Annotated in this window: 16 protein-coding genes and 2 riboswitches; of the genes, 12 read left to right on the top strand and 4 right to left on the bottom strand. The window is 44.2% G+C overall.

The window, feature by feature from the left end; translation table 11 throughout:
• The first annotated feature begins 724 nt into the window (after positions 1 to 724).
• From FZC79_RS11600 to FZC79_RS11585, 4 genes are all read left to right on the top strand, one after another.
• Complete coding sequence (locus FZC79_RS11600) at positions 725 to 1,822, top strand: PRK06851 family protein (protein ID WP_148946953.1); 1,098 nt, start codon at positions 725 to 727, stop codon at positions 1,820 to 1,822.
• A gap of 107 nt (positions 1,823 to 1,929) precedes the next feature.
• Positions 1,930 to 3,111: a MalY/PatB family protein gene (locus FZC79_RS11595; RefSeq protein WP_148946952.1), complete on the top strand. Its 1,182-nt coding sequence runs from the start codon at positions 1,930 to 1,932 to the stop codon at positions 3,109 to 3,111.
• Between the two features lie 200 nt (positions 3,112 to 3,311).
• Positions 3,312 to 3,581, top strand: a complete 270-nt coding sequence (locus tag FZC79_RS11590; RefSeq protein WP_148946951.1) for an AbrB/MazE/SpoVT family DNA-binding domain-containing protein — start codon at positions 3,312 to 3,314, stop codon at positions 3,579 to 3,581.
• A 5-nt stretch (positions 3,582 to 3,586) separates the two neighbouring features.
• Positions 3,587 to 3,991, top strand: a complete 405-nt coding sequence (locus FZC79_RS11585; RefSeq protein ID WP_148946950.1) for a type II toxin-antitoxin system death-on-curing family toxin — start codon at positions 3,587 to 3,589, stop codon at positions 3,989 to 3,991.
• A gap of 106 nt (positions 3,992 to 4,097) precedes the next feature.
• On the opposite strand, the gene FZC79_RS11580 is transcribed toward FZC79_RS11585, so the two are convergent.
• Entirely contained in the window at positions 4,098 to 5,480 is a 1,383-nt protein-coding gene (locus tag FZC79_RS11580; protein ID WP_148946949.1) for a tetratricopeptide repeat protein, read from the bottom strand.
• A gap of 149 nt (positions 5,481 to 5,629) precedes the next feature.
• Here FZC79_RS11580 and FZC79_RS11575 point away from each other — a divergent pair, with 149 nt between their 5' ends.
• From FZC79_RS11575 to FZC79_RS11565, 3 genes are all read left to right on the top strand, one after another.
• Positions 5,630 to 6,658, top strand: coding sequence for a TIGR00341 family protein (locus FZC79_RS11575; RefSeq protein ID WP_148946948.1), 1,029 nt, complete (start codon positions 5,630 to 5,632; stop codon positions 6,656 to 6,658).
• 185 nt (positions 6,659 to 6,843) lie between these two features.
• Positions 6,844 to 8,034, top strand: a complete 1,191-nt coding sequence (locus FZC79_RS11570; RefSeq protein ID WP_148946947.1) for a glycine C-acetyltransferase — start codon at positions 6,844 to 6,846, stop codon at positions 8,032 to 8,034.
• Positions 8,035 to 8,116: 82 nt separating this feature from the next.
• Positions 8,117 to 9,055 carry an L-threonine 3-dehydrogenase gene (locus FZC79_RS11565; RefSeq protein ID WP_148946946.1) on the top strand — a complete coding sequence of 313 codons (939 nt, stop codon included), beginning with the start codon at positions 8,117 to 8,119 and terminating at the stop codon, positions 9,053 to 9,055.
• A 320-nt stretch (positions 9,056 to 9,375) separates the two neighbouring features.
• Here the strand turns inward: FZC79_RS11565 and FZC79_RS11560 are convergent, their stop codons facing one another.
• The gene (locus FZC79_RS11560; protein ID WP_148946945.1) at positions 9,376 to 10,752 is read right to left on the bottom strand and encodes a YjiH family protein; all 1,377 of its coding nucleotides are present in this window, start codon (positions 10,750 to 10,752) and stop codon (positions 9,376 to 9,378) included.
• A 364-nt stretch (positions 10,753 to 11,116) separates the two neighbouring features.
• Here FZC79_RS11560 and sda point away from each other — a divergent pair, with 364 nt between their 5' ends.
• The 3 genes from sda to FZC79_RS11545 all read left to right on the top strand — a co-directional run bounded on the left by sda (position 11,117) and on the right by FZC79_RS11545 (position 13,676).
• The gene (gene sda, locus FZC79_RS11555; protein ID WP_187442747.1) at positions 11,117 to 11,251 is read left to right on the top strand and encodes a sporulation histidine kinase inhibitor Sda; all 135 of its coding nucleotides are present in this window, start codon (positions 11,117 to 11,119) and stop codon (positions 11,249 to 11,251) included.
• Between the two features lie 233 nt (positions 11,252 to 11,484).
• Positions 11,485 to 12,360 carry an HAD family hydrolase gene (locus FZC79_RS11550; protein WP_148946964.1) on the top strand — a complete coding sequence of 292 codons (876 nt, stop codon included), beginning with the start codon at positions 11,485 to 11,487 and terminating at the stop codon, positions 12,358 to 12,360.
• Between the two features lie 224 nt (positions 12,361 to 12,584).
• Positions 12,585 to 13,676, top strand: a complete 1,092-nt coding sequence (locus FZC79_RS11545; RefSeq protein WP_148946943.1) for a PQQ-dependent sugar dehydrogenase — start codon at positions 12,585 to 12,587, stop codon at positions 13,674 to 13,676.
• 96 nt (positions 13,677 to 13,772) lie between these two features.
• Here the strand turns inward: FZC79_RS11545 and FZC79_RS11540 are convergent, their stop codons facing one another.
• Positions 13,773 to 14,222, bottom strand: a complete 450-nt coding sequence (locus FZC79_RS11540) for an SRPBCC family protein (RefSeq protein WP_148946942.1) — start codon at positions 14,220 to 14,222, stop codon at positions 13,773 to 13,775.
• Positions 14,219 to 14,563, bottom strand: coding sequence for a MerR family transcriptional regulator (locus FZC79_RS11535; RefSeq protein ID WP_148946941.1), 345 nt, complete (start codon positions 14,561 to 14,563; stop codon positions 14,219 to 14,221). Before FZC79_RS11535 ends, FZC79_RS11540 begins: the two co-directional genes overlap by 4 nt.
• 618 nt (positions 14,564 to 15,181) lie before the next feature.
• A riboswitch (SAM riboswitch) is annotated at positions 15,182 to 15,284 on the top strand.
• A 173-nt stretch (positions 15,285 to 15,457) separates the two neighbouring features.
• A riboswitch (SAM riboswitch) is annotated at positions 15,458 to 15,563 on the top strand.
• A gap of 91 nt (positions 15,564 to 15,654) precedes the next feature.
• Between FZC79_RS11535 and FZC79_RS11530 the strand changes: the two genes are divergently transcribed.
• Positions 15,655 to 16,686, top strand: coding sequence for a methionine ABC transporter ATP-binding protein (locus tag FZC79_RS11530; RefSeq protein WP_148946940.1), 1,032 nt, complete (start codon positions 15,655 to 15,657; stop codon positions 16,684 to 16,686).
• Positions 16,676 to 17,326, top strand: coding sequence for a methionine ABC transporter permease (locus FZC79_RS11525; RefSeq protein WP_148946939.1), 651 nt, complete (start codon positions 16,676 to 16,678; stop codon positions 17,324 to 17,326). The genes FZC79_RS11530 and FZC79_RS11525 overlap by 11 nt, the downstream gene beginning before the upstream one ends.
• The last annotated feature ends 4 nt before the right edge of the window (positions 17,327 to 17,330 follow it).

Raw genomic sequence — 17,330 nt, 5'->3', positions numbered from 1 at the left:
AAAAAAACATCAAAAGGCAGGCAGAAGATACCGGATAAACCAAAGGAAAAAGTCCAATATGGTCATGTCGCATTAATCGTTGAGAAAAGAAAAAAGCAAGTTAAGAGAGTAATTAAGTAAATATATATATATTACAAAAAATGGGAACAGGCGGCACTTTTATTTGTGTATTGTCTTTTTTGCTTCCCTGATCTAATGAAGATGGTAAATTTTTACTTGTTTACAAATTTGTTTACATCTTTGCAAAACCAGTGGGTCTCACCTGTCCCGCTAGTCCCGCAGGAGATCGTACGCCTTCCGCTCCAATCCTCCTACTTATAGGTGCATTCTAAAGCATCAATCATTTTAGAAATAGCGTATTTTTTTAGGTTAAAAGATTAGGAGGTGTTTCTGAATCCAGCTCTAAGTCCCCAGCAGCTATCAGATTTCGGTCTCTCCTTGCGATAAGTCATCATCAACTCACTTTGTTTGTTGGGATTTTTCTATCTCATTTGAGAGACCTACAATTTGTAAGGCCGTAGAGCGGGACCTTTCCGCTGAATCAAGCTCCGGGTCAAATAACCCAAAGCGAATAAAAGGAAATCCCGCCTTTTTATCGCTTTGGTATCTGTCTGTCGGGGCTAAAAGGGCGGCTCCCACTTTTTTTCACTGGGCATTCACCCAAGCGGATCTCCTGCATAAGATATAGAGTGTTCTCCTATATATCGGAAAAGGAGTGGTTACAATGAGCGGAAAAGTTCGCCATTATTATGCGGGAGGAAATACTGCCCGCGGCTTCCATAGTTTATACGCCTCGAATTTGCAGGGTCTCGATCGTTTATTCATCCTGAAGGGCGGGCCGGGTACCGGTAAATCTTCTTTGATGAAGGCGGTCGGCAGTCATTGGAGCAAAGAAGGCTGGGACGTTGAGTACCTTCATTGTTCGTCAGATAACGATAGCATTGACGGAGTGATCATTCCTGCGTTAAATGCGGGAATTGTAGATGGGACGGCGCCGCATGTCATCGAACCGGAATTGCCGGGTGTGGTTGAGGAATATATCAATTTGGGTACCGCCTGGGATTCAAGAATCCTAAGGGCCCACCGTGATGAGATTGCGGTCCTGACTACGGATATTTCCTCTGCCTTCCAAGCGGCATACAGCACGTATGCACAGGCCCTGAGGATCCACGATGACTGGGAAAAAATCTATATTGAGAATATGAGCTTTGAAAGCTGTGATGCTTTGACAGCAGAGTTAATGGAAAAGTTATATTCCCACATATACTTAAACAAAAAGGCGGAGGTTAAGCATCGTTTTCTGGGTGCCGCCACACCAGACGGGCCGCGTGATTTCATCGGCAACCTGACCGAAGAGCTTCCCAAACGGTATTTCATCAAGGGACGGCCTGGAACCGGGAAATCGACGATGCTGAAAAAACTGGCCCGGGCTGCAGAAGACAGAGGACTCGATGTTGAAATTTACCACTGTGGCTTTGATCCAAACAGCCTTGATATGGTGATTGTACGCGAACTCGGCTTCGCCATTTTTGACAGCACGGCACCTCATGAGTATTTTCCGGAACGGGCCGGCGATGAAATAGTGGATGTTTATGAAAGAGCAGTGGAAGCTGGAACCGATGAAAAGTATGCTAAAGAAATTGAAGTCATTAGCAGAAACTATCGAGATAAGATGAATGAAGCTACCTCCTATCTGGCAAAAGCCAAAGCCCTGCACGACGACCTTGAAGGCTACTATATAAGCGCGATGGATTTTAATGTCGTTGAAAAGCTGAAAAATGAAATCCAAGCAGAGCTAGCCCGCTTGTCCGCACAAGAATAAGGAGATACAGGGGATAATCCGGAAGGCGGGTTATCCTTTTTCTATTTCATGATATAGTAAACACGGGAGAAATTTTAAAAAATAAGAGGAAGAAGGGGGAAAAAAGGATGAACTGGAACGACTGTGTCGAGCGCCATAATACACACTCCGTCAAGTGGTCATTCTCAGATGAAGAAATTATTCCGATGTGCATTGCTGATATGGACTTTCAAGTGTCTGAAGCCATCACGGAGGCTATGAAGGATAAAGCAAAGCATGGAATCTATGGATATACCACCTTCAGCGAGCGTTATTTCCATAATATCCAGATGTGGTGGAAAAAACGGCATGGACTTGATATTGATAGAGAGTGGATTTCGTTCAGTCCGGGAATCATTCCGGGGATGAATGTCCTGCTCGGTATTTTAACAGAACCAGGGGACGGTGTCATTGTGCAGGACCCTGTTTACTATCCCTTCTACAGCACGATTGAAAATCATGGCTGTACGGTTATGAAAAATACTCTTACATATAAAGACGGAATCTATGAAATGGATTTTGATGATCTGGAGTCGAAGGCAAAGGACCCAAAGACCAAGGTGCTGATTTTGTGCAGCCCGCATAATCCGGTCGGCCGGGTGTGGACAAGACAGGAGCTTGAAAAGATTGCAGAGATTTGCCTTGAGCATGATGTCTGGGTCATTTCAGATGAGATGCATGGAGATTTGGTTTTTGAAGGAGCGGCTCATCATCCCATATTCAGTATTAATGAAGAGCTCCAGCAGCGAAGCATCCTTTGTGCTGCCCCGAGCAAAACCTTCAACATTGCCGGATTGCAGACATCTATTTTAATGATTCCTAACAAAGAACTGAGAGAAACCTATGAAGCAAAGTTGCTGAGCTTTGGGTTGTCGAGGCCGAATGCCTTTGGGGTAGAAGGAACCATTGCCGCTTATGAACAAGGGGAGCCATGGCTCAATGACCTGCTGATGTATCTGGAAGAAAATCTGCGTTTCGCGGTGAACTACTTAAAGGAAAATATTCCTTCGGTCAAACCGGTCGTGCCGGAAGCGACACATCTCATCTGGCTCGATTGTTCGGAGTTGGGAATGGAGCATGAGGAACTGTTCGAATTTTTTCTGGTAGAAGCCAAAATTAAGTTTGATGAAGGCTATAAATTCGGTCCAAGCGGCAGGGAATTTGTAAGGATGAATATTGCCTGTCCGAGAGAAAGGCTGACTCTGGCATTGAGAAGGATGGACGAAGCGGTATTGCGGAAACGTGTGGAGGACAGGGCAAGTTCTGTTTGAGTGGTGGTATGCAGGAGGTTTCTGTATTTAGGAGCATTGATGAGTTATCTATTATCAGAAATCGGTCTAACTAGTAAGGGTAATTTGATGTTTACCCAAGTACAACAAGTGTTATAATTGTAGTAACAGTTATAACATATTAATGTTTTGTTTTGTTATATTTCACCGGATTCATGTATATGATAGAAGGAGGGATTTACATGACTAAAACGGTGGTGGAGAAGAGAGTGGAACGCAAAGTAACTAAAATTGGAAATAGTTTAGGAGTCACATTTCCAAAAGAAGTTTTGGATCATTTAGGAATACAGCATGGGGATGAAGTGAAATTTGATTTGCAAAACGGTTCTGTGAACATTAAAAAGAAAGCGCAGTTGAAACTTCCTAAAGGTGTCGATGCGGACTTCTTAGAGCAGATGAATGATATGATGACGGAATACGATGATACGTTCAAAGGCCTCGTAAACAGGTAATATGGATGACGAAATATCTTACAGAACATCAAGTGTTTTTTTTGAATACTCACCAAATCAATGTCTATTCTCCTTTGGAACAAAAGGGGATAAAGTTTCCACATCTTCTAAATAGTGCGGTTAACCGCCCGAAACAAAGCGCTTTTGGGGAAGACGCTTATCCTTCTATTTTTCATAAAGCGGCTGCTCTTTATGAAAGCTTGGCTAAAAATCATGCTTTTCATAGTGCAAATAAGCGAACAGCCTTTGCAAGTCTTTATATGTTTCTTCGCCAAAACGGATATAAACTCATTGTATCTCCCCAAGAAGCAGAAGACTTCACTGTTCTGATGGTAGAAAAGAAAAACCCTTCTATTCCGTTTGAAGATATAGTGGGGTGGATTGAAGATAACTCTATCTTGTCCTCCTAGCAAGACCTCCTTGCTAAAATATGGTTAGTACACATCAGCAATTAAATAAAATCGAGAATACCTTATATAAAAACCCGGCTGCCCATTAAAGGACTGCCGGGTTTCATTATGCGCGCTTCTGCATCTCCATCAAAACCTGCTGATAAGCCTTTGCTTCATTGGCCATCCCCTTTTCTTGATACAGGCGGGAAAGCCACTTGACGGGAGCGGGATCATTCGGGCGCAGTTCCATATCCCAGCTGAAGCAGTCGATCGCCCTGTCGAGGCTTTGGAATTGGTAGTAATACTCTCCCAGCTGTGACTGCTGCTCCGGATCATCCAGCAGGGCGTTCATTTTTTTGATTTTCTCTGCGACAGGCAGTGAAATATTTTGGGTTTGCAGCGGTGCGATCCATTCTGCGACAAAGGGCAGGTCGTGTCCTTCAAGAAGTGATTGTACACAGGACTTCATGATTTTCTCCAGTTTGGTCGGATGTCCTTGAAGGACGGAAATGATCATAGTGTTCAGTTTTTCTATCGGAATGGTTGTCTGCTGCCAGTTCACTCCTTCGAAAATCCGTGACAGCATCGCTTCATCCATGTCGCCTGCGGCTGCAGGGGTATCGCCCAGCAGTTCCAGAGCTTTGTCATACTCTCCCGATTCTATCAATTCATGAAGAAGCTGCTGAAGGATCTCTCTGTTTTCCGGTATTGCTTTTGAAAGGGCATAGAGAAGGTCAATTTCATCTTGTTTATCCAGGTGGGTGCGTATCCATAAGGTCAAGGGTTGGAGAGTTTCATGGCAAGGGTTCTGAAGCACGCTTTCAACCATCAGAGCGGTGATGGTCAGCCTTTGTTTATGCTGAAGCAGATGCTGTTGAAGGGCCTCATTATTTTCTTGTTCATGCCTGCTCTTCCAGAGGTAGGAAGCGGCATGGAGCGGGTCTGTTTCGAGAAGCTTGAGAGGGTTCTGTTTATACGTTTTTTCATAAGGCTGGAAGTGCAGTTCAGCGGATGTCTGGCGGACCCAGGAGTTTTGCGGCGCGATTTCGGCCAAAATCCTTAAAATTTTGTAAGCGTGGAGAAATTGTCCGTTTCGGCGGTACTGGTAATAGTGGTTACGGATAAGGTGAAAAAGCTTTTCGGGTGCGAGGAAGGAATCCAGCGCCCTGAAAATATAGGCGGTCTCCTGAAGTGTCCTGGTGGCTTTCAGTTTTTTATGAAGGTCATTGAAGCTGATGACCTTTAATGGTGAGTTCTGCTCTATCAGCTGGTCGGCGAGAGGGTGAGGGCATAAAAAAACAATTCCATCTTTGAAAGCCTGTTCGATAAACGTGCTCCGTTTAAGCTTCAGGGCTTTTTTGCAAGTCAGGAATTGTTCTTTATAGAAAAATAGGTAATGAAGTTCATTCTGTGAATTCACAGCTTCGACAAAAGCGATATCTCTGTAAAATGCAATCCGTTCCGGGGTAAATTCCCCATGCTCCATCAGGGCTTTATTCGTGGTCATGCGTACCGCCTCCTTTTGTCTTCAGTATAACACAGATTTCTGGTAATAAACATGAACGGGAAAATGCAGCTTCCTGTACTGAGTAAACTTTCCGTGATAAAGCAATACTAGATAAGAAGGAAAGTTTTTCCGATTGAGGGTGAGTATATATGTCATTGCAGCTGATTGAAGCCTATATCCCGAAGAAGCATTTTGAAAAAGTAGATGAGAAGCTTAAGAAGTTCGAGTCAACCTCCTATGTGGTGAGGGATCATTCAGAAGAAAAGTTCCTCGTTAGGATGATTGTAAAAACGACAGACTCGGAGGAGATCCTGAACTATCTTGAAAGCATCATCAATGTAATCGATGGATTTGAAGCGACATTATTTCCGGTGCAGAGCCATATCAGGCGGAAAACGGAAGAGGAAATAGAAGAAGAGAATAAGGAAAAAGAAGAAAACCGAAATTCGATTCAGAGGGCAAGCAGACATGAGCTGTATGTCAAAATCGAATCAATGAGCAATGTCCATATGAATTACCTTTTATTTGTAGTGCTTTCATCCATCGTGGTGACTATAGGAATCATTAAGAACAGCTCAGCCATAGTCATTGGCGGGATGGTCATTGCTCCTTTGCTCGGTCCGGTTATTGCATTGGCTTTTGGTTCGATCCTTGGAGATTTCAAACTGGTCAGGCAGGCGTCACTTACAGTGTTTGCAGGTGTCGGCATCTCTCTGCTGATAGCCATTCTGTCAGGCATCGTGCTGCCGGTTCCTGTTGAAAGCGAAGAGTTTGTGTCAAGGATGCAGGTTGATTACATGGATGGGATTTTGGCCCTTGCCTCTGGGGCAGCCGGAGCACTGGCCATCCTTAGGGGGTCGCCGAGCTCCCTGGTCGGTGTCATGGTTGCAGTTGCCTTGCTTCCGCCCACCATCGTCCTTGGAGTCACAATTGGAGCCGCCTTATGGGAGCATGTCCTGCCTTCCCTGCTTTTGCTGTCCGTGAACATTAACAGCATTCTCCTTTCCGCCGTAGTAGTCTTTAACTTGTCCGGCATCCGGCCGATCAAATATGACGAGATTCAGCGGGCCAACAACTCCCGGAAGTTCGCTTTGATTTTTGTCAGTGTCATTTTTCTGATCCTGCTTATTACCATCTTCTTTAATAATCATGCCTACTCTACTAAAGTGGTGGGATAAGGTCCCTGATGTTAGAGAGGCAGGTCAATAACTTTGTCCGTCACACGTAAACATGTTAAAATAAACAAGAATGGATAGTTAGCAGGAATAACATTTGACGACTTGAAAAGTGTGCGTTTGACACGTACAACTGTTTGTGAAGCGTTTACAAATTCTCACTATTATACATGGAGGGATTACACTATATGACTAGTAGAAAATTAGATCAATTTTTGCAAGAAAACCTAAATGACCTGAGAGATCGGGGACTATATAACGAGATAGACCCGGTAGAAAGTGCCAACGGACCGGTCATCAAGATCGGTGGAAGAGATCTGATCAACCTTTCTTCCAACAACTACCTTGGTCTGGCAACAGATGAGAGGCTGAAAAAGGAAGCAATCGAAGCGGTTGAGAAATACGGCGTCGGTGCAGGTGCAGTCCGTACGATTAACGGAACCCTTGATATCCACCTTGAACTGGAAGAAAAGATTGCCGAGTTCAAAGGAACAGAAGCAGCCATCGCCTATCAATCCGGCTTCAACTGTAACATGGCAGCCATCTCGGCCGTCATGAACAAAAATGATGCCATTCTTTCCGACGAATTGAATCACGCTTCCATCATTGACGGCTGCCGCCTTTCACGTGCAAAAGTCATCCGCTTTAACCACTCGGATATGGAAGACTTGCGGGCAAAAGCGAAAGAAGCAGTAGAATCCGGCCAATATGGTAAAGTCATGGTCATCACAGACGGAGTATTTTCCATGGATGGCGATATCGCAAAGCTTCCGGAAATCGTCGAAATCGCTGAAGAATTCGATATCATGACATATGTGGATGATGCCCACGGTTCAGGTGTACTCGGCAAAGGATCCGGTACGGTTAAGCACTTCGGATTGTCCAGCCGTGTGGACTTCCAAATTGGTACTCTTTCTAAAGCAATCGGAGTCATCGGCGGATATGTAGCCGGTAAGCAGAATCTGATTGACTGGCTGAAAGTGGCTTCAAGACCGTTCTTGTTCTCCACAGCTGTAACACCGGCTGATGTCAGAGCTACAACAAAAGCGCTTGAATTAATCATGAACAGCACAGAGCTTCAAGATAAAATGTGGGAAAACAGCAAGTATCTGAAAGAAGGTCTGAGTAAGCTCGGGTTTGATATTGGACATAGTGAAACACCGATCACGCCATGTATCATCGGCGACGAAAAAACGACACAGCAGTTCAGTAAGCGTCTGAACGAAGAAGGCGTTTATGCGAAATCCATTGTCTTCCCGACAGTACCGCGCGGAACAGGCCGTGTAAGAAATATGCCGACAGCGGCACATACAAGAGAGATGCTGGATAAGGCTCTGGAGATCTATGAAAAAGTTGGAAAAGAAATGGATTTGATCTAAACATACATTTGGGCGGAGTTAAAGCTCCGCCCCCTAAAATAGAGAGACAGCAGGACGGGCAGAAATTGGGAGGTTGTAAAAAATGAAGAAGATTCTTGTAACAGGGGCTCTTGGGCAAATCGGTTCAGAGCTTGTCATCAAAATGCGTGGAATTTATGGGAAAGACAATGTCGTTGCGACAGATATCCGAACCATTGACAGTGAAGTCGTTACGGGAGGGCCTTTTGAAATCCTGGATGTGACGGATTATGAAAAGATGCTCGACATCGCCAAAAAACATGAAGTGGATACCATCATCCACTTGGCTGCACTACTGTCAGCAACGGCTGAAGCTAAGCCATTGCTTGCATGGAACCTGAACATGGGCGGGCTGGTCAATGCCCTTGAAACAGCAAGAGAACTGAATTGCAAATTCTTTACACCAAGCTCAATCGGTGCATTCGGTCCGTCTACACCGAAGTACAACACCCCGCAGGATACAATCCAGCGTCCAACTACTATGTATGGAGTCAATAAAGTATCCGGAGAACTGCTTTGTGACTACTACTACAATAAATTCGGAGTGGATACACGCGGCTTGCGTTTTCCTGGATTGATTTCCTATACAACACCTCCAGGCGGCGGTACAACCGACTACGCGGTGGATATTTATTACAAGGCAATTGAAAATGGCTCCTACACATCTTATATAGATAAAGAGACATATATGGATATGATGTATATGCCTGACGCATTGAATGCCATCATTAACCTGATGGAAGCAGATCCTGCCAAGTTGAAGCACAGAAACTCATTCAACGTTACAGCCATGAGCATTGAGCCGGAAATGGTCGCGGAAGAAATTCGCAAACACATCCCAGACTTCAAGCTGGACTACGATGTAGACCCAGTCAGACAAGGAATTGCCGAAAGCTGGCCAAACTCCATCGACGCCTCAGCAGCGTCAGAAGAATGGGGCTTCAAGGCGGAATATGATCTTGCGCGTATGACCGAAGACATGCTGGAAAAATTGAAGAAGTAAAGGTAAGGAGCGGGTGCCGGGTGCATCCGCTTTTTTCTATAACTCGCAGCCAAGATGGAAAGGGTGGATTTAATGGGAAAACACACCATTAAGTCAGGGAGTGCAAAAGATAATGGCATTATTAGTTGGAAAACGTACCAATAAGTTAGGGCGCTCAGAAGATAATGGTAAGATTAGTCGGAAAACGTACCAATAAGTCAGGAAGCTAAGAAGATAATGGTAAGATTAGTTGGAAAAACAGCAACAATCTTTGAGAATGATTAACTTACAAAATAAAAGAACCCGCAAGTCTATTAAGACTTACAGGTTCCTTAAAAGAATTAGAATACAAGATGTCCAATAAGAACGATAATTGGTAATGTAATAATAGTTCTTTCTAGAAAGATGATAGCCAGGTCTTTAAAGCTGACCGGGATTTTCGATCCAAGCAGCAATCCTCCGACTTCTGATAAATAAATCAGCTGAGTCACGGAAACACTGGCAATGACAAAGCGTGTCAATTCACTTTGAATTCCTTCAGCAAACAGAGCGGGAAGGAACATATCTGCGAAACCGACGAGGATACTCTCTGAAGCAGCACCCGCTTCAGGGACTTGCAAGAGTTCAAGGATTGGTATGAACGGCATGCCGATCCAGCCGAAAACGGGCGTATTCTCCGCAATGATTAAAGCGGTTGTACCGATGGCCATGACGATTGGCGCCACTCCCAGCCACATATCCAGTACATTTTTGAACCCGTCCTTGAAGAATTTAGCTACATCATTATTCTTCCGCGCTTGAACCAGTGCCTGGTGAAAGCCATATCCAAAGCGTGAATATCCCTCCGGAATGACCTCCATTGTATCCTGTCCTTCCTGCCCGTTATAGTACGTGTTGGGCTTCCGGGAAAGAGGAGGGATGCGCGGCATAATCAAGGCAGCAACCACCCCTGATAGGATGACAGCTCCATAAAAGGGAAGGAAATAATTACCGAGTCCGACTTCAGCAATGACAACAAGGCTGAAGGTGATGGAGACTACAGAGAAAGTCGTTCCGATGATGGCAGCTTCTTTCTTTGTGTAGTATCCCTCTTCGTATTGTTTGCTCGTTAAAAGAACCCCAATCGTTCCATCACCAAGCCATGATGCAAGAGCATCGATGGAAGATCTGCCAGGAAGGCCAAACAGCGGTCTCATCACTTTGGTTAGAAGTGCACCAAGTAATTCGAGCAAACCGAAGTTAAGCAGCAGCGGCAGGAATAAGCCTGCAAACAGAAACACGGAGAAGAGGATGGTCAGCAATCCGTCAACACTTAGCAGCGTACCGCCAGTGGCAGGACCCCAAACCATTTCAGGCCCGATTTTAAATAAGGTCATTACAGCAAAGATTCCACCGAATAAACGTATGATTAACCAAAGAAGATTTACAGCAAATAAATTATTTAAAAAAGCATTATTCATAATGAAATCCGGTTTGAATAGTTTGGCAATGAAGGAGCCAAGCACTGTGATGATGATGAGTACGGTCATAATAGCAGGAATAAATTGACCAATATGATCCTGCAGAAATCCTGACAGCAGAGCTATCGGAATTGTTACACCCTCATCCTGCGGGATGGGAGTCATAAAAAGAAATATACCTAAAAGAGACGGGAGCAGAAAGAGAAGTACATTTCCCGTGCTTGCTTTTACTTTTACATTAGATTGTCCATTGTCCATAGTGACTTCACCTCAGAAACGTAATAAAATACATGATAATTTATATTTATTCAACTGTCCAGACATACCTTAAAATACCAAGCTGCCAACCCAGCCTGCTTCTCCTCCTTTTCCCCTTTCTTTACTCATGGAAACAAAAGAGATTATATTCAAAATATTAAAGCAAATCAAATAAATCAGGCAAAGCCCTGCCTTGTACTTGTTGTTGAAATTTCCGTTTTGTGTAAATCAACCACAATCTTTGCAAAAAAGTCATGTTAAAAAAACGTTTAAAAAAACAAAAAAAATTAGAAAAAAAGGTTTATTAACACTAAATAAAGGGAAAATAGCCAAGTATGTCAGTTTAGAACAGTAGGTGAGCGGTGTGGTATCTCTTTATGAGCTTACAGATGAACAGATCGTGGAAGTCTATCAACGGTCAGTGGAAGAGGATGTAGTAATCGAATTTATAGAAATGGTTGAACAGGAATTGAACAGACGCGGTCTGTTATCGGCATAAGGGCTGCCTAAAAGGTGAGCTTCTTTTTTTTGTTGATTTTCTGTCCTGCTGCTTTTGGAAAGGAAGAGTTCGCTTCAGTAACTTTTTTTATAACCCTTATAAGATAGGGCAGTATAATCCCAAGCCTATCTTTACAATAAATTAGCATTAAGGTGTTAAAATGCCCTTAGGCGGGAGCAGCCTGCCGCGTTCATCAAAGAAATAAATCTCCTTATATGAAAGAAGGTAATAGAATGATTACACTGATTGCAAGTGATATGGATGGCACACTTCTGAATGGAAAACAGGAAGTAAGCGCAGAAAACCGCAGAGCCATTTTGGAGGCACAGGAAAAAGGTGTTGAAGTGGTTGTTGCGACTGGCAGGTCTTATGAAGAAGCAAGATATGTCCTTCAGGAATCAGGGATAACTTGTCCAATCATTTGTGTGAATGGTGCTGAAGTCCGGAATGAGGAAGGGCAGATCATGCAGACAAACGCTATCGATCAGGAGAAGGCGTTAGATGTGATGCGCATCCTGAAAGATCTTGGCATTTATTATGAATTATATACGAACGAAGGTGTATATACAGCCGATTATGAAAAAGGGATCCAGTCTATAATAGACATATTCAAAACGGCCAATCCGGAAACGTCCGAACAGGCTATCAGGGATTCAGCTCAGGAACGTTTTGAAAAAGGTCATATTAAAGTGGTCGATGATTACAGTGAAGCTTTTGAAAATGGCAATGTTGTTTATAAATTCCTGGTATTTTCATTTGACGATGCCCTCCTTGCTAAGGCTAAAGATCTTCTAAGCAATGCCGGCGGACTGGCCATCAGTGCTTCAGGACGTGAGAATCTGGAAGTAACAAGCGAAAATGCCCAAAAAGGAATTGCCTTGCTGGATATGATCAAAGAAAAAGGCTTGAACCCCCAAGATGCCCTGGCAGTTGGCGATAACTTGAATGATCTTTCCATGATGAAGGTTGTCGGAAGGCCGGTAGCCATGGGGAACGCTGCAAAAGAAATTCTGGACTTTTGCAAGTATAAAACTGTCAGCAATGAAGAAGACGGTGTGGCAAGAGCCATATACGATGCTCTCGAGAATAAGTCCCCCGTGATGGATTAAACTCGTTTTTACGGGTACATAATGGATAGCACCATACACCTCTGAATAAAAATTCAGGGGTGTTTTTTAAAAGGCTTATCAGCAGTTCCCACACTTTTAGCGGGCATTTTTTGATGCAGCTGTCCCAAGTGCAGGCTGTTATATTCTGTAGATAATAACAAGGTAAAGCGGCAGAGCCTATGGCTGCTAGTAGATTCACTAATTGAAAGGAGAAACAAAATGAAATGAAAAAACAAATGAAGTTTGCTCTTAGTTTCTGCTGTTTGCTGCTGGCCTCCTGTTCCAATACTCCCTCTGAACCTCCAGAGACACAGGAAACAACGTCAAGGGAAAATCCTGATGTGGAAGTGGTTGCGGAAAACCTGGAAGTTCCCTGGTCGATCAATAAAGCTGGAAACACCATCTATATCAATGAGAGGACAGGGGGAATTATCAAGCTGGAGGACGGTGAGGCAGCCAGAATGGATGTGAGTCTGAAAGAGCCTCTCGCACAAGTCCCGGAGGCTGGGTTTCTCGGGTTTGTCCTGCATCCTCAATTTCCAGATAATCCGTCTGCTTTTGGTTATTATACATACCAAAATAGCAGCAGCCCGCACAACCGGGTAGTGGTATTAAATCTTGAAGGAGAGGAGTGGGAAGAAGGTGAGACCCTGCTTGATGATATTCCGAGCGGTCAGTACCACCACGGAGGCCGGCTGGAAATCGGACCTGACAATAAGCTTTATATTACAACAGGAGATGCGACTGAGGAGGACATTGCCCAGGATCAACAATCACTCGGCGGGAAAATCCTCAGGATGAATCTGGACGGGTCGGTTCCAGAGGATAACCCGTTTGGAGATTCCTACGTGTTAAGTTATGGCCATCGAAATCCTCAAGGTCTGGCATGGACTGAAGCTGGCGAGCTCTACAGCACAGAACACGGCCCTTCGGCTATGGATGAGATTAACCTGATACAAGCGGGTGCCAATTATGGCTGGCCGGTCATTACAGGTGATGAAGAACGTGAAGGCATGCAGCCGCCGGTAATCCATTCCGGAAACGACACGTGGGCCCCATCTGGAGCAGCTATCTATGAGAATCAACTGTATTTTGCGGCTCTGAGAGGACAAGGGGTGAAAAGGCTCTCTTTGGATTCAGGAGAGGTTGAAGATGTACTTTCAGGCTTTGGCAGAGTAAGAGATGTGTTCATTGAAGAGGAAATTCTTTATTTTGTCAGCAATAATACGGATGGCAGAGGAAGTCCCTCTGAAGGGGATGACAAACTGTACAGAGTGCCGCTGTCCTTGTTGAGCAGCGCTGCTGCTGAAGAGTGACAGGCAGCGGAATTAAGCGGTTAAACATATACACAGAAATGCATATATTTGCAATGAAGAGGTTGTCGAATGATAGGGGAATCATTCGACAACCTTTTATTTCATAGCTTCTCTTTCTACTAATTCCATAAAATCCTGGACGACTTTGTGATTGTTTTTATTTCCTCCAAGCTTCAGCATGGCGCGGCCGACAAAATTCCTGCCTTTATTATGGCCTTCATAGATAAACCGTGTTTGTGTTTCAGTGACTTTTTCTAAAGTGAAAGATAGATTCACTTCAAAGGCTTTGGCAATAACGAACTCCAGGCGCTTGTACTTTTTAGTTTCAGTGTCTTGGTACCCCAACGTTTCCACAATATACGTTTCGACTCTTTTTCCTTCTTGATATTTCTGCTGATACTTGGAGCCAATGACTTCTTCAGTAAGGTGGACTGGCTTGTTCTCGATCACCTTAGGCATAATCCGGGGCATATTCTCCTCCCGAAACAGGTTCCATACTTTATCAATATTGGCAGAAATGATCGTTTCCTCTCTCCATTGAATCATTCTTGTTCCTCCCTTCCCGATTGTATAAATGCATCAATTTCGACAATCCTTTCCTGCAAATCTTCCATTTGTTTTACAATAAGTTTTCTTTTTTCCAGAAGCAGTGTCTCAAGGTTGAAGAAAGATTCGTCATTCATCACTCCCTGCATTTCCTGAATGGTGAGCCCGAAGCTCCTCAGTTTGACAAGCAGGGCAGCCAGAAAAAAAGATCCGTCATCATAATAACGATAATGATTGTGTGGATCGATGTACGCAGGCTCCAGCAGTTTAATCTCTGCATAATAACGTAGAGTTTCCTTGCTGAGCCCTGTAATCTCCGCAAACTCACTGATCTTGTACATTAGGTCCCCCCTGATATTTTTATCATAAACTATGGGGTGCACCCCCTGGTCAATAGTTAGTATTAATATATCATTTCCTGAAATAGACATCTCCTCTTCATCGAAAAGAGTATTGATCATAAACATCTTGATAAGTTGTCCCTCTCCCAAGTTTAGGTCTCAAGGGCTTTAGCGACCAGTTCGGAGAGGGGTGTGGCATGAACTGGTTTCAAGGACTGGTTAAGCGACCAGTTGGGAGTGTGCTGTGTGATGAACTGGTCTCTAAGACCTGGTTAAGCGACCAATTGGGAGAGCGCAGAATCATAAACTGGTCTCAAGCCCGGTTAAGAGACCACTTGGAAGCGCCCTGTGCCATATTGTGGTCCCAAGGAGTCGGTTTAGGGTCCTGCCCCTGTTTGAAGGGAAGTTTAATAATTTTAATATTACTTAAGGGGAGCCGCCGGCCTGGAGAGGAACTCTATTCCTTTTCAGCCGCCGCCTTTTTTACTTGAAGCAGCCGATCCAAAAGAAAACGCATACAAAAATTTTCTATTTAAAAATTTCAGAAAATGTATTGACACTTAAGATTTGCCGTTGTAAAGTGTAAATCAAGTTAAACAACAGAATAAATTTCCATACTTCTTATCAAGAGAGGCGGAGGGACTGGCCCTTTGAAGCCTCGGCAGCGGACTGCTCAGTAGTACCGTGCCAAATCCAGCAAGCAGCGCTTGAGAGATGAGAAGAGGACGGATTACATAATCATGCCCTCTTCGTTTTCAAGAAGAGGGTTTTTTATTTGTTTATGAAATTATAAAATCCATCATGGGTAAAACAAAAAAATAAAACAGACAGCAGGGAGGAAAAGTATTTACTGTACACCTATAATTCTGAGTAATTTTATAGAGATAATCATAATTCTTATCGAGAGAGGCAGAGGGACTGGCCCTATGAAGCTTCGGCAGCGGACTCCTATATGGGGAACTGTGCCAAATCCAGCAAGCTACAGCTTGGGAGATAAGAAGAGTCCTTTTTGCCTGCGGGCAGAAACCTCTTCCTCCCTCCGGAAGAGGTTTTTTATTTTGGATAATTCAGCAATGGAAAGGAGCCGCAACATGATTGAACTCAAAGGACTCACTAAGACTTATGAGAGTGGTGACACGCCGGTCCGAGCACTTGACGGCATTGATTTAAAAATAAACGAGGGGGAAATATTCGGGGTGATCGGATTCAGCGGGGCAGGGAAAAGTTCTTTGATCCGATGCGTGAACTGGCTGGAGAGACCGACTTCCGGGAGTGTGATCGTGGATGGAAAGGACCTCACAACGCTGTCTCCTAAAGAAATCAGGGCAGTAAAAAGAAACATCGGCATGATCTTTCAGCACTTTAATCTGTTGAATTCCAAAACGGTATTTGCCAATGTTGCCATGCCTCTCAAATTGGCGAAGGTGCCAAAAGAGGAAATAAGAGAACGTGTTACGGAGCTCCTTGAGTTTGTCGGGCTTGAAGATAAAGCTGACTATTATCCAGACCAGTTATCCGGTGGACAGAAGCAGAGAGTCGGAATTGCAAGGGCACTTGCCACCAGGCCATCCATACTGCTTTGCGATGAAGCTACTTCGGCATTGGACCCGCAGACAACCAATTCGATTTTGCAGCTGCTGAGAAAGGTGAATAAAGAATACCAAATCACTGTGCTGATCATCACCCATGAAATGACAGTCATTCGTGAAATCTGTGACAGGGTTGCGGTAATCGAAGCCGGAAAGATCATAGAAGAAGGTTCTGTCTTCAACGTTTTCTCCGCACCTAAGACGACTACAGCGAGAAATTTTGTGAGTACGGTGATGAATGATAATCTACCGGAATCAATCAAGGAAATCGTACGAAACAATGCAGGGGCACAGAAAATTTTTAGAATCAACTTTGTAGGCGAATCAGCGGGACAGCCGCTTCTATCAAAAATCGCCAAGAAGTTTGATATCGATATGAATGTATTATTCGGCAATATCACAGAGCTGCAAGGAGTGCCTTTTGGAAATTTGATCGTTGAATTCATCGGCAGTGAGAGCGAAATCAACCGTGCGCTGATGTACATCAACCAGGAAAAAGTCGCAATCAAGGAGGTCGAAGCTAATGCTAGTTGATCAGGGACAGATTATTGAAGCACTCATCGAGACGATACAAATGGTCGCTTTTTCACTGCTATTCTCAGCCCTTCTTGGTTTACCGCTGGGAATCCTGCTGGTTGTGACCCGAAAAGGACATCTGCTGGAAAATCTGCCGGTATTCAATGTGTTGAATGGAATCATCAACGTATTCAGATCGGTCCCATTCATCATACTCATGGTCGCTATCATCCCAGTGACAAGGCTGATCGTTGGTACATCTATCGGTACAGCAGCAGCAGTTGTTCCGCTGGTCTTCTATGCGGGACCGTACATTGCAAGATTGATAGAGAACTCGCTGCTGGAGGTGGAGCCGGGTGTCATCGAAGCAGCAGAATCGATGGGGGCCACACCTTGGCAGATCATCATCAAATTTCTCATACCTGAAGCTTTAAGTTCATTGGTTCTGGCTTTTACCATTGCTACTGTCGGACTGGTCGGTGCATCCGCAATGGCGGGTGCAGTCGGCGGGGGAGGACTTGGAGACCTTGCCATTACCTACGGCTACCAGCGTTTTGATACAGCGGTCATGCTGATCACTGTCGGTATATTGGTCATCATGGTACAGGGCCTTCAAACATTAGGAAACAATACATCCAAAAAAATCAGAAGAAGATAACAGG

It is taken from the genome of Rossellomorea vietnamensis (assembly GCF_008180615.1).
Lineage (GTDB): Bacteria > Bacillota > Bacilli > Bacillales > Bacillaceae_B > Rossellomorea > Rossellomorea vietnamensis_D.
The sequence above is the reverse complement of the archived record's forward strand: the minus strand, read 5'-3'. Positions and strand labels throughout refer to the sequence as shown.